The following is a 24019-nucleotide window of genomic DNA, read 5'->3' as shown; positions in this document are numbered from 1 at the left end:
GCTGAGGTTATAAAATAGCTGCATGCAGTGGACACGAAGCATGGTGGATAACGGATACGGAGGGCGGCCGTTCTCGCCCTTGGGGTAATAGCGGGCGATCTTCTTTTCCATGCGTTTCCATGGGATCAGCTTATCCATTCGCTCCAGAAAGATTTCCCGGCGGGTCTTACGCTTCTTATTCTGGTATTCAGCTTCGGAGAAAGTCATCTGATCCATGGATAGTATTCCTGATGAGTGAAGTTGGCCGTATTATGACTGATTTGGGGAGTTATTCAGAGCCTCCCTAAATTTATATGAATTATCTGCCAGTAGTGTCCATCTGCCCCCCTTCTTAGATAGCCACACAAAGTAGCAAGCTAAATGACTTTCGGCATTTCACCTTACTATAGCTCGTTGTTTTTACTTAATTTATATCCAAGCATGATTTATAAATTCCGCTTTTATGGACAAGGGCTGTGGCATGAGTGTGAGCAAGCCCAAATATTGCGCTATCAGAATTGAGGAAGGTTATTATGTCAATTCATGGTATCGAAAGAGCTTACGCCATGTATGAAGATGGTAATTATGAATGGGATATTGACCAAACATAGGTATAAGCTGAAAACCAGGAAATCCAAATCAACTTATCTCCAGCAGGAGGGGGCACACGATGAACCTGAACAAAGATATTGTCACCGTCAGACCTGATACCACTATCGATACCATACAGAAGTTACCCAACTATGTCGGGATCTCTGAAAAAACCGCAGGGGCCACCGGCATCTCAATGAATATTGTCGTGATTCCTCCCTCCGCCAGAGCGGAACCCCACTATCATGACGGGTTTGAAACCGCTATCTACTTATTAAAAGGAAACGTTAAGACGCTATACGGGGAAAATCTCTCCAAATCGGTTGTTAACCAGGAAGGGGACTTTATCTTTATACCCGATGGTGTTCCTCACCAGCCGGTCAATCTGAGCGATACAGAGGAAGCCATCGCACTGGTAGCCAGAAACGACCCTAATGAACAGGAAAGTGTCCAGGTATATAAAACGTCAACTTAACTTTGCTGCATTGACATATAACGCCACATTTAGCTTATTTTCATTGGCTTGTACTTGGTATTGTGCAAGACCGTCCTTATATAAAACAGCAAAGGACTATAGATCTTATAAAAAGCATATGGACATGCAGAAGTATGTACAGAAACAGCTTAAGAAAAATAAATTTTAAGGACCTGCATGACATCTTCTGAAAAAAGCACTTCGCAACATATCGGCATCGTCGGCTGCTCCGCAGAAGGCGCGGCACTATGCTACCGCACTATCTGCTCAGAGGGTGCCGGTTTACTGGGCCCCCATGCGCATCCCGAAGTTTCCATGCATACCCACTCACTATCGGATTATGTGGAATGCCTTGACGCCGGAAACCTTGAGGGTGTTGCAGAATTGATGCTGTCTTCGGCCAACAAGCTGGCTGCGGCCGGGGCAGATTTTCTGATTTGTCCGGACAACACGATTCATCAGGCGCTTCGATTTATCGAAGACAGGCTTCCTCTACCCTGGCTTCATATTGCGGATACCGTTGCAGATAAGGCCAGAGAGCAGGGCTATCAATGTTTGGGGCTGACGGGCACTCGCTGGTTGGTCAACAGCGACGTCTATCCGGAAAAGCTCCAGTCCAGAGGGTTGAATTTTATTCGTCCGGAACAGGATCAGCGTGAAGAAATCAGCCGGATTATTATGGAAGAACTGGTTTATGGTCACTTCCGACAGCCCTCAGTCGAGTACTTTCAGATGGTCATCAAAGAGCTTCAGAAAGCCGGCTGTGATGCGGTTATTTTAGGTTGCACAGAGATCCCATTGATTATTAATGATCAAAATTCGGTACTGCCCACTCTCGATTCAACGCGCTTACTTGCGCATGCTGCATTATCACGAGCGGTCAATGATTAGAGCTAATTGACGATACCTGGTCGCCACATCACCATATTCCCTGATTTGATCATTTACAAATCGGGGAATATGGGCGAACCTCATAACTGTCGGTTTAGATTACTGAACGTCATCCTGAATAACAGCAACAGACCTCAGTATCACGAGACTCCTCAAGACAGGGACAGTGATCATGAACAATCTACCTTGGATAGTGGCAGGGCCGATCCTTCGGCGCACAACCGAAAACCGCGTTTGTGTTTGGTTAGCGCTTAGTGAACAGGTCAATATTCAGCTCAAAATTCTGGACCAGAATGAGGATCTCCTCGGTATCAGTCAGGCCTCTCCTTCTCAGTTACAAAAACTCGGTCGACACTTATACGTTGCCCTGTTGGAAGCCAGGCCTCTTGAAGAGGTCAAGATCTTTCCCAAAGATCAGTTGCTCTATTACCAGATCACCGAAGCAGACGAGGACAAACCATCTTCACACCCTTTTGATCTGGGTGATTGCCGCCTGCCTGGATGCCCCTTTCCGAGTTTCTATATTCCATCGCGTCTGACGAAAATCGTGCATGGTTCATGCCGAAAGCCCCATGGTAAAGCTCTCGATGACACCGGCACAGAGTTCCATCTGGATGCGTTTCCGGAGGTCGACAAAACACTCGAAGCCCACGTTGACAATCTGGAACAACGACCCGCTATATTATGTCTGACAGGTGATCAAATTTATGCCGACGATGTACCTGACAGCCTGCTAGGCCCGATCAATGAGCTGAGCCAGAGACTCATGGAGAGCGACCAGGGGGTTCCAGGGTTCGAACATCCTGGCTTTGAAACAGGAAAACGCTGGGAAAAACTGAAAAAGGCAAAATCCGGACTATCAACCTGTAGTGGTTCCAATCACCTGATCGGCTTCGGTGAATTCGCGGCAGCCTATCTGGTCGCATTTGGTAACCTCGTGAGTCTGAAACCCTCTAGGCATGACGAATCGGTCAGAGCTTATCTTGAAAGCTCGAAAGCCGTCCGCCGGGCGCTGGCCAATATTCAGGTCTACACGGTGTTTGATGATCACGAAGTCAGCGATGACTGGAACATCAGCGGAGAATGGTATAACCGGGTACGTTTCAATCGCACTGGCCGGCGTATCGTTTCCAATGCGCTGGCTGCCTACTGGGCATTCCAGGGATGGGGAAACAACCCGGATCATTTTGATGAGGAATTCAAACAAGTCATTAGGGAGCATCTGGCCGAGCCGCACTCTGACGACAAAGGCGAATTGTTTGATCTGATGATGTGGAAACATCGTCACTGGAGCTATACCGTGCCGACCTCGCCGCCGATCATTGCTCTGGACACCCGCACTCAGCGTTACTATGACTCATCCGACAGTCCGGCACGCTTAATGGACCGTTACAGTCTTGACGAGTTGCGTATCAATTGGTGGAGACTGAAAAACCAGGGCGTGAAGGGTGCTCCCATTTTTCTCTCTGCGACGCCAGTATTCGGCTTTGACCCGGCTGAAAAAGGCCAGAGTCTGCTGTCAGGACTCCGCATCAATCCGGAAATGCTTGATGCAGAAGCCTGGATACTCAATAAGAAAGGCTACTCCGCCTTTCTCGACACCCTGCTCCTAAGACTTGGTATCACCCACGCCACGTTTCTTTCCGGCGATGTCCATTACTCCTATGTCAACAAAGGAACCTATCGTTCTGGCGGCAAAACCCTCACCGGATACCAGCTCACCAGCAGTGCCATGAAGAATTCACCGGGCAGCGGCAAATACCTGGACTGGTTGCGAAGAGCGTTTGGGGAAACCGAACACCATCACGGGCTCAGATCACTCGTACATATCCCGTTTTATCGTAAGCCATGGCTCCAGTTTACCCGGAATGACGCCAAGTACCCTGTCTGGAACCTGACGATCAGGCAGGTAGAAGACAAATCCGGATACCGTTGTGTCACCTGCATTCCCAATGTAGCCGTCATTCATATCAATCACCTGAAAGTTACGAAGCAGGAACTGATCACCCCTATTCCAGACATTCCTCCGTTAGTTTTCAATATTGAGGATTCCGGTCAGGAAGGTCGAGAAACCGGGCATCAAAATCAGGTTGTTTCAGTCAACCCCAATCCTGCTGCCTAGGGTCTTTTAGCGTTTTATCTGAAACGTTAACAGACCCAGACCTCCCCGGGGAATTTTCAAAATTTTACCATCCCGTCAAAGATGAACACCGGGAGCATCAAACTCATGCGCCCGACAAAGCTTGTCATAAAATACAATGAATTAAGTAATTCGCTAAGTGGATTGGCAACTTCATCATTTATTTTAGGAACCTCAGATTTATCGGGGACAGCTCCAATCAATCAGGGATGAAGAAGGAAAATCACCAGTCTGTACTATACTGGTAGCAGAGCAATCACAATAAAGTTCATTGTTCCGCATACCGTTGCATGGACGGTTATTTATTGCAGGACGTTATGTGACGGTCTTAAGTGGAGTTAGAAGTTATGACCGTCAGTCCTGGTATCCGTAGAGCCCACACGAAAATAGAAGACCCAGTTGAGGCTGCACGGACCTTTTATGAACAGGTTCAACAGGATGACCCGGCACTGGTCCTGTTTTTCTGCTCCAGCCATTATGATCTTAGCGCTCTGGCGTCTGAAATGGAGCGCCTGTTCCGGGGCATCCAGGTCGTCGGCTGTACGACCGCTGGCGAAATCGGCCCACTCGGCTACCTGGACCACAGCCTCAGTGGCATCAGCTTTCCCGCTGACAGCTTTACTGCGGTTTCAGGACTGATCCAGTCATTGCATAATTTTGAAATTTCACGGGGTGTCGATACAGGTAAAACCCTCATCAGTGAACTGGAGCGCCAGGCTCCGGACTCCACTCCGGAAAACAGTTTCGCCTTTCTGATGATAGACGGCATGTCACAGCATGAGGAACCCGTCACACGCGCCTTGAACAGTGCTTTGGGTAATATCCCGATTTTCGGGGGGTCTGCCGGAGATGATCTGACATTCGACAAAACCTGGATTTACCACAATGGGGCGTTTCACACGGATTGCGCCGCACTTGTCCTGGCCACAACCCCATACCCTTTCAGAATTTTCAAAACCCAGCACTTCACCGCCACCGATCAACGCCTGGTTGTTACCGAGGCAGATGCCTCCCGCCGGATAGTGACGGAAATAGACGGCCTTCCGGCTGCGGAAGAATATGCCCGTCTGGTAGGCGTAGACGTGGACGACCTGAATCCGTTTCGCTTCGCCACCTCCCCTGTTGTCGTTCTGATAGATGGGATGGAGTATGTCCGATCAATCCAGAAGGCCAATCCAGACGGCAGCCTGACTTTCTATTGCGCGATAGAGGAAGGTATCGTGCTTCGTGTTGCCCGCGGTGTGGACCTTATAGACAACCTTCAACAAACCTTCCAACAGCTGAACGACGACATTGGAGAGCCACAGTTAATACTGGCATGCGATTGCATTCTGCGAAACCTGGAAATAACCCAGGACGGCACCAAGAGCCATGTCGCCGACGTGCTCACCGAGCACAAGGTCGTTGGCTTCAGCACCTACGGAGAGCAATTCGCAGGTGTACATGTTAACCAGACCTTTACGGCACTGGCCATCGGCACCTCTTCGGGCCAGCGGTAATGAAAAAGACACTTCCCAAGGCCTGTGTGGCTTCACTCAATCCCGAACAATCAGAAATCGCACGACTGAATAAAATTATTGAAGCTTTGATGAACCGTGCAGAACGCAGCATGAGTCGTCAGGGATCGGATTTCAGCCTATTTCAGACAGCACTGACTCTGGAGGAAACCGTCAAAGCCCGTACCCAGGCACTGGAAGATGCTCTCCGGGAAAACGAAAAGATCAACCGGACTCTCTACCGCACCACTCAAGCCATGGAGCAGGAAATTGTTGAGCGCATTCGAACTCAGGAGGCGCTGACCGAAAGCGAGTCCCGATATAGAAGCGTCACCGAAGCTGCACTGGATGCTATTGTGACTTTTGACGCAAGGAACATCATTGCCTACGTCAATCCAACGGTGCAAACCATATTCGGAAATGATCAACAGGAGCTTATTGGCTCACCCATAGAAAAGCTGCTGCCCTCTTTAAAGGAAAAACAGATTAATCTGGCGGAATATCTGGCGACACACAAAGCCAGACACTATCGCGAACACTTTGAACTCACAGGCTACCATCACGACGGTTTCGCTATCGATCTGGAACTGTCTTTTGGGGAATTCCAATCCACCAAGCGTCGCTTTTTCACTGCTATTGCCCGAGATGTGTCTGAAAGGAAAAAGGCGGAGCGACTGCGCCAGGGCGAATACGAAGTACTGGAGATGATCGCTGCTGGCAGTCCACTGGAAGATGTACTATCAACACTTTGCAGCCTGATTGACCAACACATCTCCGACTGCCGGACGTCCATCATGCTGTTGGATCATGGTGGCCGCCATGTTGCCACGGCGATCAGCCCGGGAATGCCTCCTGACTACAACCGTCTATTGTCAGGGTTGGTAATTGGTCCGTCCTCAGGATCCTGTGGTACAGCCATGTATCGAAAATCGCCAGTCATAGTTCCCGATATAGAAGCCAGCCCCTTATGGAAGGATGCACGCCATGTTGCAAAAGAGTTCAACTTTGCTGCCTGCTGGTCGACACCGATTCTGACACCGGCAGGCAAGGTGCTTGGATCCTTTGCTGTGTATCATAGCCAGGTCCACGAACCATCACTTAGAGAGCGTGAAGTGGTGGCAAGCGCCGTCCATCTTGCAGGCATTGTAATTCAACGGGGACAGGCAGAAGAACGTATCAGCTATATGGCGCACCATGACGCTTTGACCGGCCTCCCTAACCGTACTCTACTGCAAGACCGCATTGAACAGGCAATCGCCCTGGCCCAACGAAAGCAGTCACAGACTGCCGTGATGCTGATCGACCTGGATCGCTTTAAAGCCGTCAATGATTCACTGGGTCATCATATGGGTGATAAGCTTCTGCAACAGGTTGCCGCCAGCCTTCAGCGATGCATACGGCGCAGTGACAATCTCGCTCGACTTGGCGGAGACGAGTTTGTGATTTGTCTGCCTGATGTGAAAGAGAATGACGGCGTGGTTCAGGTGGCCGAGAAAATCATTACCGAGCTGAAACAGCCTTTTCTGCTTGATGATGTAGAGCTGCGAATTGGCACCAGCATCGGTATCAGCCTGTTTCCAGCCGATGGTGATAATCCCTATGAGCTTCTCCGTGCAGCAGACACCGCCATGTATGCAGCCAAACAAAAAGGACGGGGGAACTTTCAGTTCTTTACCAGCGCCTTGAACCAGGCAGCCCACAATCATCTGGAACTGATCACAGAGCTGCGCAAAGCCATCGACATGAAGGAGTTCGAGCTCTATTTCCAGCCGATCGTGCATCTGGCAAGTGGACAGATTATTGCTGCAGAAAGCCTGCTGCGTTGGAATCATCCCAGAAAGGGCATCGTGTCACCCGGCGATTTTATTTCCACTCTGGAAGAAACCGGTCTGATTGTATCTGTTGGAGAATGGGTTCTCGACTCAGCCTGCCAGCAAATCAGTCAGTGGTCCAAGGAGGGTCGACCAGCGGTACCGTTGTCAGTCAACCTGTCGGCCATGCAGTTCTACCAGGGAAATGTTATCAACACCGTTCGCAAGGCTTTGGAGAGACACAATCTCCATCCCAATCTGCTGTCTCTGGAATTCACCGAAGCAGTGTTCTTTGACGAATCAGAGGACATCATTCAGGCCATGCACGACCTTAAGGATCTGGGAATCAAGCTGGCACTCGACGATTTCGGCACCGGTTACTCTTCCCTGTCTTATCTGCAAAGATTTCCTGTTGATAAACTAAAAATAGATCGCCGCTTTATCCCGAACGCCAAACAGGGAACGGGGAACACCAATATCATCAAGAGCATTATACAGCTGGCCCAAAGTCTCGACCTCGTCAGTGTCGCTGAAGGGGTCGAGACCATGGAGCAACTGCAGCTTGTGCATGAAATGGGCTGCAACGAGGTGCAGGGATTTCTGTTCAGTCGTCCGTTACCATCAGAAGAGTTCATGCGGCTTTTGGAGGCGGGACCGCAATTGGTCTAGGATGCCTCTGAGATACGTTTGTATGGCCGCCGACATTTACCCCGGCAATGGCTATACAGTTAGTTATTCAGAATTTCCCCGCCTCCTTGAATCGGCTTCATTAAGCAGGAGCCTCCACCAGTCCTTCATTCCCGTCATCACTGACATTCCGGTCCCTGATTCCTTTGCTGCGCCACTTACCTGTGTTCCATCGCCACAGATTAATCACCGCACGAATCGATTCGTCTACAGTAGAACACAACCAGACTCCCAGCATTCCGTATCCGAAATCGATGCCGACCCAAAAGATGAATGGAATCACCGCCCACATGAATATCATACTGCTGAGTGCAGAAAACCTTGCATCCCCAACACCTTTCAGGGCCATCCCGGCAATAATATTGACCGCACGTGCAGGCTCCATCAGAATACCCGCCACCAGCATCCATTTCGCCAGTTCCATGATCTCCGGATTATCGGTAAACGTGGAAAGCACTTGCTCATATATGCCGACGTAAAGGAGCAGATTAATCGCCGCAAAACCCGTTGCAGCTGCAATGGACTTCCAGAATATCCGATTAACATCCCCGAATCTGTCTGCTCCCATGTAATGCGCCATCAGAATCTGGCTGCCTGCCCCCAGGGCAAAGGCAAAGGTTATCTCTACCACCAGGATACGCAGCACGTAGGTATTGGCTCCCATCGCAGCCAAACCAAGTTGAATCACCACAACTGACACAATAATCTGCTGGATGGTGTAACTCAGAGGTTCAACCGCCGAAGGTATACCGATTTTCAGAATCGGCCGAAGTACTTTACGTATCGGCTCCCCCATTCCCTTGAGGCGAAAATGGATCTTCATTGGCCCATGTACCACCCACATCAGCAACACCGCCCCCACGAAAAAGGAAACGGAAGTCGCCAGAGCAATTCCAAACAATCCCAGCTTGGGAATCCCCCACCAGCCCAGAAAGAATGCGGCATTCAGTAGCACATTCAGCAAATTGGTGACCAGTGCTGTCGCCATGTTCCAGTGTGTCATTCCTTTGGATGCCAGAATGGACGCATAGGAAAATCGCACTGCCACAAAGAAGAAGCTGAAAGATACCACCATCAGATAGATCGACGAGTGTTCGTTCAGTTCAGGCGTCATACCAAGCCAGGTGCCGATGTGATCAGCATAGAGAAATCCACCGAGAAACATCAGTAATCCCAGTAAACTGCTCAGACCGACATTCGCCATATAGGTTGGCAGAACATATTGGTGCTGTCTGGCTCCGATGTATTGGGAAGCGACACTGGTTCCCGCGGTCGTAAACATCGGAATAATGAAAAAGCCCAACAGAAGCACTGGCAGAAGCACACCGACAGTAGCGGCGACCTCATCAGAAATACGGCTGAGAAAAAAAGCATCCGCGAGAAACACCAAGCCACCGGTGATTTCTTCTACGAAAATAGGCCACGAAAGTACCCACAGGTTGTGGGACCTTAATTCATGAGTCATTTGTTTATCCTGGCTAAAAGCCCGTCCTGGTCTTCATCACAACCACGAAGGGTGTCCGGAGCATCCCGTCTGAAGACAACGATCTTAAAAGAATCAAGGCTTACACAAGCATGATCTTAGAAAATCTTTGATTAAATAAATTCGGTTTTTGAAACCTGTTTGTTTGAAAAAACAGGAACAGCCCGTCGGCAGCATCGCATGCGCAGACAACAACGGAACCGTTTTAGAAAAGGGTACCGTCAGGCGGTAATCGGAGTGTGATGAATATCCATTTTGCCTGGCTCCTTGGGAAGGGAGTTAATAGAGAGTGGCAGAATATATCGCATTCGGCGTTAGATGCCAACTGCCAGTTGAACATAAGGAAGCATTTGAATATGACCGAACCTTAAGCAAAATGCTTACACACATAAGTTCTTCAGACTAGTGCTTTCATCATACAAACCAATACGCACTTGTTGTGGAGAAACCTTTGCCTTAGGGTCATCATGTACAGGATCAATAGCTGCAATCATAACAAGCAATAACATTACTGCACTTCCCCCTGGACAATTCCATCACTCTAAACTGATAACACGTCAACGCTCCGACGGGCGGAGGCTATGCTTCCGGCTTGTCTGATCAGTTGGCCTGAGAGGATTCATGAAATATTGCACCGCCCTATTCGGATTGTTCCTATTCTTTACTAGTCACTTAAGTCTGGCGTTATCTTCAGACAAGTCTTATGCGAACTTTGACTATCCTATTTCCCACACTTACTTTGTCTCTCCCAAAGGAGACGATAACCATCCCGGGACAAAATATGCTCCTTTCAGAACAATCAACAAAGCCCTGGAGTATGCCGAGGCTGGTGAACGGGTTTACCTGCTGGAAGGAGAGTACTATCAGGATGTCAGAACCGTCCGTTCTGGCACCGCAGACAAACCCATCCTGATCCACGGCAGCAAGAAAGCCGTGCTCAAAGGTGAAAGCGGAGGTCGGGTTTTCCAGGTAAACCATGACTATATCCACCTTCGCGGTTTCACCATCAACGGCCTGGTGGGTGACGGAAAATCAGAAAATGACTATCGCAAGAGCCTGATATTCGTTCACGGTACTGAAACACGTAAAGGACCTGAAGGTTTTGTATTAAGAGCCATGCGCATTCGTAACGCTGGCGGGGAATGCGTACGCCTGCGTTACTACGTCACCAAAGCAGAGATTTTCGGCAACACTTTCTACAACTGTGGCGCTCATGATTTCCAGCTTGAAGGTCGTGGCAAAAATGGTGAAGCCATCTATATCGGTACCGCATCCGGCCAATGGCACGACGGCAAAAAACCCACCGGTGATCCGGACCACAGCAACTACAACTGGGTTCACCACAACTATTTTCTGACCCGTGGAAATGAATGCGTCGATATCAAAGAAGGCGCGGAAAACAATCTGGTGGAAAACAATATATGCGCCGGTCAGCAGGACCCGGATTCCGGAGGTTTTGATGCCCGCGGTGACTACAATATCATCCGTTACAACATCAGCTACGAAAACAAGGGGGCTGGTGTCCGTATAGGCGGCAACCTGGTCAAAGGCAAGCAATACGGCGTATACAACGAAGTTTACGGTAACAAGCTTTACGACAACGAGAACGCCGGTGTGAAAGTCATGGCTTATCCCCAGCAGTATATTTGCGGTAACGCAATGGGAGATAACTCGAAAGGGGATATCGGAGGCGATTCTGCAACATTCTATGATCCGGACCACAGGTGTTAACGCTCGTCCCGGACAAATATTGTTAATCCAACAGGCAAATAGTCTCCCTCTATTTGCCTGAACCACCTCGACTCTCAAAGGAACTTGTCATAAGCCGGAGGTCTGACTCCGGCGATCCTGTCACTCCCCGTGCGGACTGAGTCTGTTCAGATATGGAGAAATCTCCTTTGTCCCCCAACTCCAGGGTAATGCATTTTTGATCCAATGCATCTTCCCGACTTCCATCCGTATCAACCGTTGGGCTCCCACATGCTGTTTCACCTCCTGCCCCGACCATAGAACGTCACATCGCACTGACAGGTACAGAAGATGACCGTGCTCAAAGTCGATAAACAACAATCCGGCGCGCGGATGCAGCAATAGATTTCCTAAAGTATTAAAAAAGAAATTCCCGCTGTAGTCCGGAACCTCAAGGTATCTTCCTCCCTCCTTCACCCTGATAAAACCGGGCTTACCACCACGATGGGAAACATCCACTCCATGTGCCCTTGCAGGCGGATTCTCCGAAGATTCCCGAAGGCTGATTCCGGGATAGGAGGATGCAATAAAAAACGTATCAGCCTGGCCAATAAGGTTCTGCACCTCCACATCCGCATAATGGCACGGCTGAACATAAGGTCTCACAGATGAATCCTGAGATTGGTACAGCAGACTTCTGCTTTGGATATATTTGGGGCAATTGCCAAAACTCTGGCTGACACTCACTGCATATTGGCCTTCCGAGCAGTCGGCCACCACACCGTTTAGCCGGTTACGCCGACGGGTATGAAAATCAATCCCCAGAATTCCAACAGGCGCTCCCAGCCGAAGATTCTCAGCCAAAGGATCTCCATGGTAGGGAACAGATGAGATCGTCAGCTGCCTTGGGTCAGGAGAGGCCACAAAACCGGCCTCACCGGTTACGATGGATGCCCAGGGATGTCCTTCATCATCCAGGCTACCAATCAGCAAATACTGCAGCCCGGAAAAGAACTCTCTGTGCTGCTCCGGCATGTAGTTGCGTATTCCCTGCCGAGCTGGACCATCTAGCCGATGCCTGATGCCCATATATTCCTGAATTCCCAGTTCGCCTTTATGAAAAGGAGACCCCTCACTCACCGGATGGCTCCATGGTTGGACTTTCTCGTGATCAGACATGGCATCTCCCCCTCTCTAATTCACCTATAACCCTAATTCACCTGTCCCCCTATTGCGCATAAAGACCGACTGGGGATTGCTCCATGGGAACAAACCCGGGTAATGCTTCGATACGCTTTAACCAGGAAAGGACATGCGGGTATGGCTCCAGAGACACATTGCCTTCAGGGGCGTGGGCTGTGTAGGTATACATGGCAATGTCTGCGATGGTCGGTGTGGAGCCAACAAAGAACTCCCGGCGACTTAGCTCGGCCTCCATTATCGCAAGCAGATCTGCTGACTTTTTCAGGGCTTCTTCAACATTCAGCTTGGCACCAAACAGCGTAATCAACCTGGCGCTGCCAGGTCCGTTTAAAAGAGCTGTAGCTGCCACGCTCAACCACCGCTGAGTTGTACCCGCACGTTCCGGATCCGTGGGCAACCATGCTCCATCGTCATATCGGGAGGCCAGATAAACCAGAATGGCATTTGAATCCGCCAGAATTATACCGCTGTCATCCATTACCGGCACCTGGCCGAAGGCGTTCAATTCTAGAAACGACGGTTGTTTATGTTCGCCTTTGAGCAGGTCCACCATAACAAGTTCATAGGGAAGATTCAGTATGGAAAGGAACAACTGCACACGATGGCAATGACCGGAAAGCGGGTATTGATATAACTTCACAGGTTGCTGAGGAACAGGCCGGGACATGGTTTCACCTCCAAGTTGGTTAATAGACTCAAATCACGTCCTGATCAGTATCATCACTCTCTATTCTGAAATAAATAACAATAAAGTGATTTAACTACTCCGATTTTCGGAGTAATCTGCCCACATGGATAAACTCAAAGCCATTCGTACATTTGTCCAGATTGCCGCTGACGGCAGTCTGACTGCTGCGGCCAAATCTCTAGGCAGTTCACTTCCGTCTGTCGTCAGGCAATTATCCGATCTGGAAACCTCTTTGGGCGTCCGCCTGTTCAATCGCACGACACGACGCATCTCCCTAACCGAGGAAGGTCAGCGCTACCTGCAAAGCTGCACTGACATACTCGCTTCCCTGGACGATGCCGAAGCCATGTTACAGGCCGACACCATTGAGCCCAGCGGCTCTCTGCTGATTACTGCTCCCGTTATGTTTGGGCAGCTTCATGTGGCACCTGCCGTGACACGCTTCGTCAAGCGTTACGAGAAAGTCCGGTGCCAACTACATCTGAATGACCGCTATGTTGACCTGCTGGAGAATGGTATTGATGTGGGACTCCGTATAGGCAAGCTTCCTGATTCATCGCTGATAGCCCGTGAAATATGCAGTGTTCGACGGGTGGTCGTGGCCTCACCTGAATATCTCAAAAAGCAGGGGGTACCGAAGCACCCCAGAGATTTGTTACAAGGTAATGCGGTACAGGTTTTCAGCCAATGGCAACCCTGGGTATTCAATGAAGGCGAGCGTCAATTAACAGTTCCCGTCACCGGCAACCTGGACTTTAACCAGATCGCTCCAGCGATCGACGCTTGTCTGGCCGGTATGGGGTTCGGGCTATTCCTATCCTATCAAGTGGCCCCCTACGTACAAAAAGGGCAATTGGAGGTAGTACTTGATTCATTTGAACAGCCTCCTCGTCCGGTCAGCGTGATCTACCCACATGCGCAATTGCTTCCCGCCAGAACCAGAGTGTTTATTGATTGGATCATCGGCGACCTGCAGAATACTGTTTTCGAAGTTTAAACTGGTTCGCATTCTATTTGAGCAGGTATTGCCAGACTTTGTATTCTTCTCCACGCAGAAGCTAATTGACTTCGGGTGCAAGTCATGAAGTTTGAGGATAGCCATCCTCATAGTACTGTTCCCGCCAAACCTGAATAGGGAGTAAACGTTAAATTTCTGAAAAGGATCTATACTTCAAATACTGTAGGTATATTCAATCAAGGTTAATAACCGTTGACCATGCAACAATCTTCAAAACGGCTACCTATCGACAGAGAGATGTCTGTCGATCATCTACTGTCTGTTAAATATCTTCCGGTACAAAATCCCGGAAACCTGCAGATTGCCCGCGGAAAAAACAAAACTTGTTATTTCTTGGTGTGCAACGAGGGAACTTCATGGAGACATCACGCGGCTTTTCCCACCCCTTCACTACACTGGTTTGGTTTCGGGCTGGGCTTGCAGTTTGCAGCCTTCTTCTGGCTTTCTCCACTAACGCTGAAACCATCCATATTGCCACCGGAGAATACCCTCCCTGGGCCTCTCAACAGCTTCCTCACGAGGGAGTGATATCTCATGTGATTGCCGAATCATTTAAGGAAGCTGGAATCCAGGTAGAGTTTCATTACTTCCCCTGGGCTAGAAGCTACGACCTGGCACGGCAGGGGCAGCATGATGCAGCATCATACTGGGCCTGCAGTGAGAAGCACCAGGAAGACTTTTACTGCAGCACCCCCATCATTCAGGAAGAGACCGTGTTTTTTCATCTCAAATCAAGTTCATTCACCCACTGGATGACACTTGATGACCTCAGGCCTTTCAAAATCGGTGCGACAGCAGGTTATACCTACACTCCTGAGTTCTGGGAAGCAGCAGAATCTGGGAGGATCACGGTGGACACAGTATCTGAAGATATACAAAGTTTCAGGATGCTGATTTACGGCCGGGTTGATCTCAGTATTATGGGAAAAATCGCCGGACTCCGATTGCTGAGGTCTCGCTTTAGCCGGGATGAAGCAAGCCAGATAATATATGACCCTCAACCTTTGGTTCTTCAGCCGATGAGTTTGCTGTTTCCCAAGGCAAAGAGTCACTCATTACAGTTACTTTTTTTATTTAACCGGGGTTTCGAAAAACTCAAGGAGTCAGGTGTTTACGATGAGCTTATGTCCGATCTGATTACAGGGAAATATGATTAACTCGCAGAAGCCATCAAGAGCCGCAAAATAGAGACAGAGGTTGAGAGAGCTACTGAAAGAGCACACCTCGCCATATTCGGAGATAACTCAAGACGCGCCAGAAACGTCTTCAAGCATCATAATTCAATACTTACCCCAAAACAGTTCAACAAAAGTCTCGCCTTAGTCACCATCCCTTCAAGGTGCACACTTCCAATTCCTTTTATTCAAGCACCTGATGAGGAATCTGACCACAAGGGTGAAAACTCATGGAGACATCAACGAATTCAAGGGTGGTCACAATGTTGATCACCTTATTAATCACGACCTTATTACCAGCGTGGGCCAATGCCGCAGGATTACTTAAACCTCTTAACAGCCAACTCCCCGACCTGGACATGCTCTCTCATGATGTCAGCGTAACGATTGAGAGCGGCTATGCCATTACCACCATTGACCAGGTTTTTCACAACCCTAACACTGCAGCACTGGAAGCCGTTTACTCCTTTCCGGTTCCGGAAAAAGCAGCTGTAGGGCAATTCACTTACTGGATTAACGGACAGCCTATACATGGAGAAGTGGTTGAAAAACAAAAGGCCCGTGAAATATACGAACAGGAAAAAAATCAGGGCCGTGATGCGGGACTGACAGAGCAGGATGATTACCGCACTTTTGACATTTCGGTCAGCCAGGTTCAGCCCCAACAGGATACCCGAATCCGTTTAGTATATTTTCAACCTGTGGACATAGATACCGGTATTGGCCGCTACGTATATCCGTTAGAGGACGGTGGTGTGGATGAACATAAACTTGCCTTCTGGACTGCAAATGAAAGCGTCCGGGAAAGATTCAGCTTCCAGTTGGAAATGAAAAGTGGTTACCCGATAGAGGCCTTCCGCCTACCGCATCACCCTCAAGCGGCAATTACCCGCATGGATGATCAGCATTGGCAGGTCAGTCTTATCGCAGATCATCAGTCTGCAAATCCCAAAGCAGCTGATCTGGATGCAAGCACTCAAGCACCGACACCTTCAAGACAGTCACTTTTGGACGAGGCACCTTCACCCTCCTCACCAACAAACCATTCGCCAGGAGTATACAGATTAGACAGAGACATTGTTGTCTACTGGCGCCTACAGCAGGGACTGCCCGGCTCAATTGATCTGGTAACCTACAAAGCACCGGATCAGGCACGTGGAACCTTTATGATGACATTGACACCGGGAGATGACCTCGCGCCGATTAACGAAGGACGGGATTGGGTGCTGGTGTTGGATCGTTCCGGATCGATGAGTGGCAAGTACAGCACACTCGCAGAGGGTGTTCGCAAGGGCTTTGACAAGTTTAATGCCAACGACCGTATTCGGGTGATCATGTTCAATCACTCAGCCCATGAAATAACTCGCGGCTGGCAACATGCGACACCGGAAAACCTGGATAGACTGTCTCAACTGATCGAAGGCACACAGGCCGAAGGAAGCACCAACCTGATGGACGGCATTCGCCTTGGACTGCGGAACCTGGACAGTGACAGAACCACCGCCATCTGGCTGGTGACCGATGGCGTCGCCAATGTCGGAGAAACCCGCCAGAAAGCCTTTCTGGATCTGTTAAAGCAGCAGGATGTCAGATTGTTTACCTTCGTCATGGGGAACTCCGCTAATCGTCCACTACTGGAAGCCATGACCCGGCAAAGTAACGGATTCGCCACCAGTGTCAGCAACAGTGACGATATCGTGGGTCAACTACTTCAGGCTGCCAGCAAGGTCAGCCACGAAGCCCTGCATGATGTGAATGTATCCATAGAAGGAGTGAAAACAGCAGATATCTTTCCACAACAACCGGGCAGCCTGTATCGCGGAGAACAGTTACAGATTTTCGGCCACTACTTCGGCGAGGGTAAAGTGAAGGTTACCCTGACAGGAAAACGTTCTGGGAGACCCGTCAGCTACAGCAGTGAGTTCACCCTAGGTGATCAGTCAGCCCATCCGGAGCTGGAAAGACTCTGGGCATTTGCACAAATTGAACACCTGATGATGGAACAACGGGATTATGGCGAGGATGCGGATCGTCAGGAAGCCGTTGTTGACCTGGCAAAAGAATATGGCCTGGTCACCAATTACACTTCCATGCTGGTACTGGAAGACGAACGCTTTAAGCAATATGGCATCAAGCGTCGGATTGGGGACCGAATTTCAGAGGAAGAATCTGCCAGGACAAAACGCTCACAACAACCGGCAAACTCCCAACGAGTGGATCAACATCAGCCAGCCTTCTCGTCACCCAGATCCAGCTATGGTGGAGGCGGTGGTGGCGGTAGCCTGAATCTCTGGGCCATTGCCTTGCTGTCACTACTGTGGACTCTTTCACTGCGATACCGAAAGCAGCAGTAACGACTGATAGGGACAGGAATACCTGTCCCTTTTTAGAGATCTATTACCGAGATATTTTGATGTGATTTTTTAAGGCATCGTTCAATAGAAGCTGACAAACCAACAACGTCGTGACTGTATAATATTTGAGCTAGAATGGGGTCGAGCATAAGCAAAAAAGGAATTTGCGAATGAACATTCAAGCCCCATTCTTTATCAGCATCATGCTTCTCGCCTCTCTTGGCACTTCCCAACAAACCTTCGCTTCTGACCCTTTGGAAAATGGTGTTGAAGTCACCGGTCTTTCCGGAAACAGAGGGAGTGAAGTGCGTTACTATATTGACGTTCCCGACAAAGCGATCAGCCTGGTCATAGAAATCATAGATGGCAGCGGTGACGCGGATCTTTACGTGAAGTTCAATCAGGAGCCAAACAAAAGTGTATTTGACTGTCGCCCCTATCAATGGGGGAATCGGGAAACCTGTACCTTTAAGCCACCCCAAAAAGGCAAATACCATATCATGCTTCACGGCTACAGCAGTTATAGCGGTATGAGCCTGAAAGCCACTTTCGTGGTGGACGATGACGGACAGGACCCTCCTGATCCAAAAGACTGTGAGCTTTCAGACGATCAGCAGGCGTTACTGACTGCCCACAATAATGCCCGCAGCCAGGGACGAAACTGCGGTGGTAGCTATTATGAACCTGCTCCGGCACTGGTCTGGAATTGTAAACTTGATGCCGCCGCGACCAAGCATACCCAGGACATGGTAGACAACAATTTCTTCAGTCATACCGGATCTGACGGATCTCAGGTCAGCGACCGGGTCAGGGCACAGGATTATAACTATCGTCTGGTGGGAGAAAATATCGCCGCAGGCTATTCCTCGGTCGAACGGGTGATGGAAGGCTGGCTCAACAGTCCGGGGCATTGCTCCAATATCATGCGGTCCGGTTATACGGAAATCGGTGCAGAAAAAATCAGTACCTCCAGCGCAGATTATCCTCACTATTGGACGACAGTGTTCGGAGATCAGTGAGAACAGTCAACCGTGTTGAAACAAGGGGCCTCAGGCCCCTTCCCTAAACCAGACTTTTCACGAGAAACCACGAATTAAAGCCATCAAATACAAAGACTTTTATGAAAAATACAGCAGTGCCAGCCCCGTCCGACGAAGTCGTTATTCTGTTACACGGACTCGCCAGAACCCATCGCTCATTGAGCAAGCTCGAACAACAACTTCACAAAGCTGGCTATACCGTTATTAATCAGGGGTATCCTTCACGGAAATACCCGATACAGTTCCTTGCGGAGAATTTTGTCAAGCCAGCCGTAATTCAAAGCAGGCATGCCCATCGAATTCACTTTGTCACCCATTCGATGGGAGGCATCCTGGTTCGGGAATACCTGAGCCATCACTTGCCGGAAAACCTTGGACGAGTGGTGATGATGGCTCCCCCCAACCAGGGCAGCCAGGTGGTCGACAGACTCGGCAAATATCCCGGCTTCAGATATTTTAACGGTCCTGCCGGGCTTCAATTGGGCACCGGCAACGAAAGCATTCCCAACAAATTGCCTGAGGTCTCATATGAGACCGGTATTATTGCCGGAAACAAAACCATCAATTTCCTGCTTTCCACGCTGCTGCCAGGGGACAATGACGGTAAGGTCACCGTAACCAGTACCAGAGTCAAAGGCATGAAAGATCACATCACCCTTCCGGTTAATCATCCGCTGATGATGAATAATGATGAAGTCATCAGTGAGATCACCCACTTTCTGAACAATGGACTGTTCCGACACCATCAACCATAGAAGAGACTTCACTTAAGCTTTAGGCGAACACACCACACCTGCCCCCCTGAAATGTGTAGAATGAAGTGCTCAGTTGAGAATAAAGAAGAGCCCGCTCTTCCCTCTTAGTCCTGCTAGGGTCGGCTGACAAGTGATATGTAATTCATACAGAACGCCGAAGGACCCTATGCCATCAGAGAAGGATTCACCATGTCGCAATATCCCTTTGAAGCGGTCATTTTCGACTGCGACGGTGTTCTCGTTGACACGGAACGAATGGCCAACCGGGTATGGAAACGAATGCTCGCCGAGCTGGATCTGCACCTGGATGACCGGCAACTGCACGCCCACTTTACCGGACATACCACTGAGCTTAATCTGACAACCGCCAGCCGGCTCTTGGGCGCCCCTCTCCCGGAGGGCTTTCACGGCAGATTACGGCAAGGTTTCCTGGATGAAGTTTTATCCACCGGATTACCTCTGATCCCTCATATTGAATTCGCCCTGACTTCGCTGAAGCTACCCAAAGCCATGGCCACCAACGCGTTACGTCAGGACATGCACTTTAAACTTGAGAAGTCTGGACTCAGACAGTTCTTCACCCACTGCTCCTGTGTTGAAGATGTCGAGCGTCCCAAACCAGCGCCGGATATTTATCTGCACACCGCCGACATTCTGAAGATTCCGGCATCACAATGTGCCGTGGTAGAAGATTCCCCAGCGGGCATTGAAGCAGCCAGGGCAGCGGGAATGACGGTGTTCGCCTACAGCGCCGATATGATCGCAGAGGAACAACAGAGCGCCGGAGCGGTTGCCACCTTTGATGACATGCGCGAATTGAATCAGCTTCTTAAGAGCTACTCAGAGGCTCTCCTCTAATTTTTTCTGAAGATACTTCTCGAACTCATCCAAAGGCAACGGCTTACTGAACAGATAGCCTTGACCAACGGGGCATCCCAGCGCCACCAGAGCCTGGACATGCCCTTCTGTCTCAATTCCTTCAGCCACCAGATCCAGCGCCATGGATTCAGCCAATGATACAACCGTTTTCACAATGTCGTAGTCACTATTGTCAGTCAGCATGTCACGAACAAAGGACTGATCGATCTTCAGCACATCCATTTTGAACTTTTTCAGATAAGACAAGCTGGAATATCCGGTACCAAAATCATCCAGTGCCACCTTGATTCCTTTGTCGCTTAATATGGATAAAATACTCTGGGCCTTCTCAGTGTCGTCCATCAACGCCGTTTCCGTTACCTCCAACTCCAGCAAATGCGCCGGTAAGCTTGAGCCTTCCAGCGCTTCCACCACTGTCTGCACGAAATCACTTTCAGAAAACTGGGCCGATGCCACATTCACCGATAACGGTACCTCCCGATACAACTCTTTCCAGCGAACGGCATGGCAGCATGCTTTCTCAAGAATCTGCTGGCCCAGCGGCACAATCAGATTGGTTTCTTCAGCAAGGGGAATAAATTCCAGGGGGGACACATACCCGCCTCCCTCCGCCGGCATTCTTGCAAGGGCCTCAACCCCAACCAACGCACCGTCAGCCAGTCGAATCTTGGGTTGATAAAATACTTCAATACTTCGGGTGGCAATGGTTTCACGCAATTGTTTCTCCAGGTGGTGTCGCTGCATCAGCTGATGTTCCAGCTCATCCGAGAAGAAGCAATAACGGTTACGCCCCTCCTTCTTGGCACGATACATGGCCACATCGGCATGGCGCATGATGGTTTCCTGATCTTTAGCATCGTCGGGGAACACACTCACTCCGACGCTCACAGACACATTGTACTCATTCCCACCCAGGGTGAACGGTCTGCTGATAACATTTGTCACATTGCATGCGATTGCCTGTATGTCCTCCAATTGAATGACATTCGGCACCAGAAGGAGGAACTCATCCCCCCCCACTCGCGCCAGCGTGCAGTTGGGTCCGATAGTTTGACTGATCCTACCGGCAACCTGCTTGATCAGTCGGTCCCCGAAGGAATGACCAAGGGTGTCATTAATAAATTTGAAGTGGTCGATATCAATGAGTAGCGTCGCCACTTTTTTACTGGTGTAGCTGGCCAGTTTGCAGGCGTACTCCAGTCGATCATGCAGCAGAATTCGGTTGGGAAGGTCGGTCAGTTGATCATGATTCGCCAGATGGCTCATTTTCACCGACATGGCAATCGCTTCACTGACATCATGGAACACGATAATCGCCCCGGTGATGTTGCCTCCGCTGTCTCGAATAGGCGCAGCAGAATCTTCCACCCGATAGGCATCGCCGGCCTGACTGACCAACTGACAATTCATGGCCATTCCAACAATACGCGCTTCTTCAAGCGCCAGGCGAATAGGATTCAGGCTCTTCTGATGGGTACTGGCATCCATCAGATTCATCACCTCTTCCACGGGTATACCAATCGCATCTCTGGCATGCCAACCAGTCATCCGTTCAGCAATCGGATTGATAAAAGTGATCGTTCCCTCGATATCTGTCGCAATAACGGCATCGCCAATCGAATTCAGGGTAATTCTGAGGCGCTCTTTTTCGTTGAAAAGCTCGGCCTTGGCCAGCTTAATGGACGTAATATCCACCATAGTGAGCAGATAGCCCACAACCTCATCTTCCTGGATGCTTTTGGAAACGCTGATCTGGACATATTTGGGAGCTTGTCCGTTTTTACAATATGAACTATCAAACTGTACTGCGAGCCCATCCGACTGTTCAGTAAAACGGATAATTTCCTCTCCCAGCGGCACTGGAAAAGCTTCTGAAATAGATTGGGCAGACATGTCAGCCGCTGTAATACCAAACCAGGTTCCGCTGTAATCATTGCAGAACTGATTAACCCAGTTTGCATCCCAGTAAGTAATCTGTACGGGAACCTGAGTCACCAGCCGATGCAGCTCTTCCTTGGCCTGTTTGAGTGATTTGGCATGTTGCTGAATCAACAGCTGGTTCTTTACCCTGAGGCGACAGGTGTTGAAATTAATCGGTTTGGTAATGAAATCGACTCCACCATTGGCCAGGGAAGTGACTTCAATCTCATCTCCCTGGTAGGAAGTCACAAATATGATGGAAATATTGACGGTCCGGGCGTCGTTTTTTAATCGCTGGCAAACTTCCAGGCCACTCATGTCCGGCATATCAATGTCCAGCAACACAATATCCGGTGACAACTCCATTGCCATCGACAAAGCTTCATTGCCATTACTCGCACAGTAAATTGTGCCGAGTTCGCCTAAAGCTTCCTCCAGCATCATCAGATTCGCGGGTTCATCATCGACAAGAAGAATTCGAGTGGTGTCATCAATACGATTACTTAACAGCATGCTGAATTTCCAAAATTCCCTGTTAACAGACTACGAAATCCGACTCCCGTTAGATTGAGTATTAATGAGATCTAAGAGTTTTCAAGGTGAAATTTCAAAGCCTGGGGATCGAATTTGGTCTTGCTCTCCAGATAGACTATGGTTTAAGCAGGGCTTAACTCTCAATAGCCAAGGACAGACCAAAATCAAATTGTGGAAAAAACACTAGACTCTATTCAATACTCGCTACGACCACTCAATCAGACCACTGTGCTGGTTGTGGACGATGAAGAGTTCAATCGCACCCTGCTGAAGCTCACCCTTGAAGAGCATTTCCAGGTGGTTGAAGCCTGTGGGGGGAAAGAAGCACTGGAAGTCTGCCTGCATACTCCACCAGACCTGATCCTGATGGATGTCATGATGGAGTCTATGAGTGGCTATGAAGCCTGCCGGTTATTAAAGCAGCACCCGGATACCCACCACATCCCAGTCATCTTTGTCACTGCCATATCCAGTCCCGAGGAAGAAAGCAAGTGCTGGGAGTCCGGAGGCATGGATATTATCGCCAAACCGGTTCACACCCCCACACTGATCCATAAGGCCCGAGCTCATCTGACTCTGAAACTCCAAGGCGATGCACTCCGGGAAATGGCCTATTTGGATGGCCTTACCAGTGTTTACAACCGACGCTACTTTGATGACTACTTTTCAAAGCAGTTGAATCAGGCCAAGCGAAGTAAATCCCCTACAGCCCTGATGCTCATGGACGTGGACTGGTTTAAGAAATTCAATGACCACTATGGCCATCAGGCCGGTGATGATTGCCTCAGGGTCGTCGCCCAGACCCTGAAAAAAACCTTGATGCGGCCTCTGGACATTGTGGCCCGTTATGGCGGCGAAGAATTTGCCTGTGTGCTACCCGATACCAGTGAGGAAGGCGCCATTTTCCTGGCCGAAAATATTCTAAAGAATATTAGAGAGCTGTGTATCACTCACGAATTGTCCCAGTTTGGCCACGTCACCCTCAGCATTGGTGTGGCCATCAGTCTCAGTGATGAAATGAATGTCGACGAACTGCTGGCGCTCGCAGACCAAAAGCTCTATCAGGCAAAAGAACAAGGCCGTAACTGTTTTACAATTGCCACCGGCCCACAAAAAAAAGAAGAATCGCCTTTATACGAGCGGCCTTCAGGCTGATTTTCCTGAATGTAAAATCCTATGAATTACATAGCATCTGGAAAAATTGCTGCTAT

Annotated in this window: 18 protein-coding genes; 13 read left to right on the top strand and 5 right to left on the bottom strand. The window is 49.5% G+C overall.

Annotation, left to right across the window (positions count from 1 at the left end):
* A partial coding sequence (locus F566_RS0115595; protein WP_020407938.1) for an IS5/IS1182 family transposase occupies nucleotides 1-216 on the bottom strand: 216 nt, incomplete at its 3' end.
* A 433-nt stretch (nucleotides 217-649) separates the two neighbouring features.
* On the opposite strand from F566_RS0115595, the gene F566_RS0115590 reads away from it, so the two are divergent.
* The 5 genes from F566_RS0115590 (at nucleotide 650) to F566_RS33080 (ending at nucleotide 8052) form a co-directional block, all read left to right on the top strand.
* Nucleotides 650-1045 carry a cupin domain-containing protein gene (locus F566_RS0115590; protein ID WP_020407937.1) on the top strand — a complete coding sequence of 132 codons (396 nt, stop codon included), beginning with the start codon at nucleotides 650-652 and terminating at the stop codon, nucleotides 1043-1045.
* 177 nt (nucleotides 1046-1222) lie between these two features.
* Nucleotides 1223-1936, top strand: coding sequence for an aspartate/glutamate racemase family protein (locus F566_RS0115585; protein ID WP_020407936.1), 714 nt, complete (start codon nucleotides 1223-1225; stop codon nucleotides 1934-1936).
* A gap of 172 nt (nucleotides 1937-2108) precedes the next feature.
* Entirely contained in the window at nucleotides 2109-4058 is a 1950-nt protein-coding gene (locus F566_RS0115580) for a metallophosphoesterase family protein (RefSeq protein ID WP_020407935.1), read from the top strand.
* A 365-nt stretch (nucleotides 4059-4423) separates the two neighbouring features.
* Entirely contained in the window at nucleotides 4424-5575 is a 1152-nt protein-coding gene (gene nosP, locus F566_RS0115575; RefSeq protein WP_020407934.1) for a nitric oxide-sensing protein NosP, read from the top strand.
* Entirely contained in the window at nucleotides 5575-8052 is a 2478-nt protein-coding gene (locus F566_RS33080) for a bifunctional diguanylate cyclase/phosphodiesterase (RefSeq protein WP_020407933.1), read from the top strand. Before nosP ends, F566_RS33080 begins: the two co-directional genes overlap by 1 nt.
* Before the next feature lie 100 nt (nucleotides 8053-8152).
* Here F566_RS33080 and F566_RS0115565 read toward each other — a convergent pair whose 3' ends face one another.
* On the bottom strand, nucleotides 8153-9535 hold the full coding sequence (locus F566_RS0115565) for an MATE family efflux transporter (RefSeq protein WP_020407932.1): 1383 nt from the start codon (nucleotides 9533-9535) through the stop codon (nucleotides 8153-8155).
* Nucleotides 9536-10174: 639 nt separating this feature from the next.
* On the opposite strand from F566_RS0115565, the gene F566_RS33075 reads away from it, so the two are divergent.
* The gene (locus F566_RS33075; RefSeq protein ID WP_020407931.1) at nucleotides 10175-11284 is read left to right on the top strand and encodes a right-handed parallel beta-helix repeat-containing protein; all 1110 of its coding nucleotides are present in this window, start codon (nucleotides 10175-10177) and stop codon (nucleotides 11282-11284) included.
* A gap of 120 nt (nucleotides 11285-11404) precedes the next feature.
* Here the strand turns inward: F566_RS33075 and F566_RS0115555 are convergent, their stop codons facing one another.
* The gene (locus F566_RS0115555) at nucleotides 11405-12421 is read right to left on the bottom strand and encodes a pyridoxamine 5'-phosphate oxidase family protein (RefSeq protein ID WP_020407930.1); all 1017 of its coding nucleotides are present in this window, start codon (nucleotides 12419-12421) and stop codon (nucleotides 11405-11407) included.
* Nucleotides 12422-12470: 49 nt separating this feature from the next.
* Nucleotides 12471-13112, bottom strand: a complete 642-nt coding sequence (locus F566_RS0115550; protein WP_020407929.1) for a glutathione S-transferase family protein — start codon at nucleotides 13110-13112, stop codon at nucleotides 12471-12473.
* A gap of 124 nt (nucleotides 13113-13236) precedes the next feature.
* Here F566_RS0115550 and F566_RS0115545 point away from each other — a divergent pair, with 124 nt between their 5' ends.
* The 6 genes from F566_RS0115545 (at nucleotide 13237) to F566_RS0115520 (ending at nucleotide 20333) form a co-directional block, all read left to right on the top strand.
* Nucleotides 13237-14130, top strand: coding sequence for a LysR family transcriptional regulator (locus F566_RS0115545; protein WP_020407928.1), 894 nt, complete (start codon nucleotides 13237-13239; stop codon nucleotides 14128-14130).
* Nucleotides 14131-14507: 377 nt separating this feature from the next.
* The gene (locus F566_RS0115540; protein WP_020407927.1) at nucleotides 14508-15308 is read left to right on the top strand and encodes a substrate-binding periplasmic protein; all 801 of its coding nucleotides are present in this window, start codon (nucleotides 14508-14510) and stop codon (nucleotides 15306-15308) included.
* Between the two features lie 281 nt (nucleotides 15309-15589).
* Entirely contained in the window at nucleotides 15590-17680 is a 2091-nt protein-coding gene (locus F566_RS0115535) for a VIT and vWA domain-containing protein (protein WP_020407926.1), read from the top strand.
* 170 nt (nucleotides 17681-17850) lie between these two features.
* Nucleotides 17851-18699, top strand: coding sequence for a CAP domain-containing protein (locus tag F566_RS0115530; protein ID WP_020407925.1), 849 nt, complete (start codon nucleotides 17851-17853; stop codon nucleotides 18697-18699).
* 101 nt (nucleotides 18700-18800) lie between these two features.
* On the top strand, nucleotides 18801-19475 hold the full coding sequence (locus F566_RS0115525) for an esterase/lipase family protein (protein ID WP_020407924.1): 675 nt from the start codon (nucleotides 18801-18803) through the stop codon (nucleotides 19473-19475).
* A gap of 189 nt (nucleotides 19476-19664) precedes the next feature.
* Entirely contained in the window at nucleotides 19665-20333 is a 669-nt protein-coding gene (locus F566_RS0115520) for an HAD family hydrolase (RefSeq protein WP_020407923.1), read from the top strand.
* Here the strand turns inward: F566_RS0115520 and F566_RS0115515 are convergent.
* Nucleotides 20316-22787 (bottom strand): GGDEF domain-containing protein, encoded by a 2472-nt coding sequence (locus tag F566_RS0115515; protein WP_020407922.1) that lies wholly within the window; start codon nucleotides 22785-22787, stop codon nucleotides 20316-20318. The two genes, F566_RS0115520 and F566_RS0115515, sit on opposite strands and share 18 nt — an antisense overlap.
* A gap of 192 nt (nucleotides 22788-22979) precedes the next feature.
* Here F566_RS0115515 and F566_RS0115510 point away from each other — a divergent pair, with 192 nt between their 5' ends.
* Nucleotides 22980-23963, top strand: a complete 984-nt coding sequence (locus F566_RS0115510; protein WP_020407921.1) for a GGDEF domain-containing response regulator — start codon at nucleotides 22980-22982, stop codon at nucleotides 23961-23963.
* Nucleotides 23964-24019: the final 56 nt, after the last annotated feature.

This window comes from Hahella ganghwensis DSM 17046 (genome assembly GCF_000376785.1).
Lineage (GTDB): Bacteria > Pseudomonadota > Gammaproteobacteria > Pseudomonadales > Oleiphilaceae > Hahella > Hahella ganghwensis.
This window is presented reverse-complemented; position numbering and strand designations above follow the sequence as displayed.

Bases quoted from the DNA above. Each gene is read 5' to 3' on its own strand.
- F566_RS0115515 (WP_020407922.1), bottom strand. From the start codon at position 22,787: ATGCTGTTAAGTAATCGTATTGATGACACCACTCGAATTCTTCTTGTC.
- F566_RS0115565 (WP_020407932.1), bottom strand. From the start codon at position 9,535: ATGACTCATGAATTAAGGTCCCACAACCTGTGGGTACTTTCGTGGCCT.
- F566_RS0115590 (WP_020407937.1), top strand. From the start codon at position 650: ATGAACCTGAACAAAGATATTGTCACCGTCAGACCTGATACCACTATC.
- F566_RS0115530 (WP_020407925.1), top strand. From the start codon at position 17,851: ATGAACATTCAAGCCCCATTCTTTATCAGCATCATGCTTCTCGCCTCT.
- F566_RS33075 (WP_020407931.1), top strand. From the start codon at position 10,175: ATGAAATATTGCACCGCCCTATTCGGATTGTTCCTATTCTTTACTAGT.
- F566_RS0115580 (WP_020407935.1), top strand. From the start codon at position 2,109: ATGAACAATCTACCTTGGATAGTGGCAGGGCCGATCCTTCGGCGCACA.
- nosP (WP_020407934.1), top strand. From the start codon at position 4,424: ATGACCGTCAGTCCTGGTATCCGTAGAGCCCACACGAAAATAGAAGAC.
- F566_RS0115540 (WP_020407927.1), top strand. From the start codon at position 14,508: ATGGAGACATCACGCGGCTTTTCCCACCCCTTCACTACACTGGTTTGG.
- F566_RS0115555 (WP_020407930.1), bottom strand. From the start codon at position 12,421: ATGTCTGATCACGAGAAAGTCCAACCATGGAGCCATCCGGTGAGTGAG.
- F566_RS0115585 (WP_020407936.1), top strand. From the start codon at position 1,223: ATGACATCTTCTGAAAAAAGCACTTCGCAACATATCGGCATCGTCGGC.
- F566_RS0115550 (WP_020407929.1), bottom strand. From the start codon at position 13,112: ATGTCCCGGCCTGTTCCTCAGCAACCTGTGAAGTTATATCAATACCCG.
- F566_RS0115525 (WP_020407924.1), top strand. From the start codon at position 18,801: ATGAAAAATACAGCAGTGCCAGCCCCGTCCGACGAAGTCGTTATTCTG.
- F566_RS0115535 (WP_020407926.1), top strand. From the start codon at position 15,590: ATGTTGATCACCTTATTAATCACGACCTTATTACCAGCGTGGGCCAAT.
- F566_RS33080 (WP_020407933.1), top strand. From the start codon at position 5,575: ATGAAAAAGACACTTCCCAAGGCCTGTGTGGCTTCACTCAATCCCGAA.
- F566_RS0115520 (WP_020407923.1), top strand. From the start codon at position 19,665: ATGTCGCAATATCCCTTTGAAGCGGTCATTTTCGACTGCGACGGTGTT.
- F566_RS0115545 (WP_020407928.1), top strand. From the start codon at position 13,237: ATGGATAAACTCAAAGCCATTCGTACATTTGTCCAGATTGCCGCTGAC.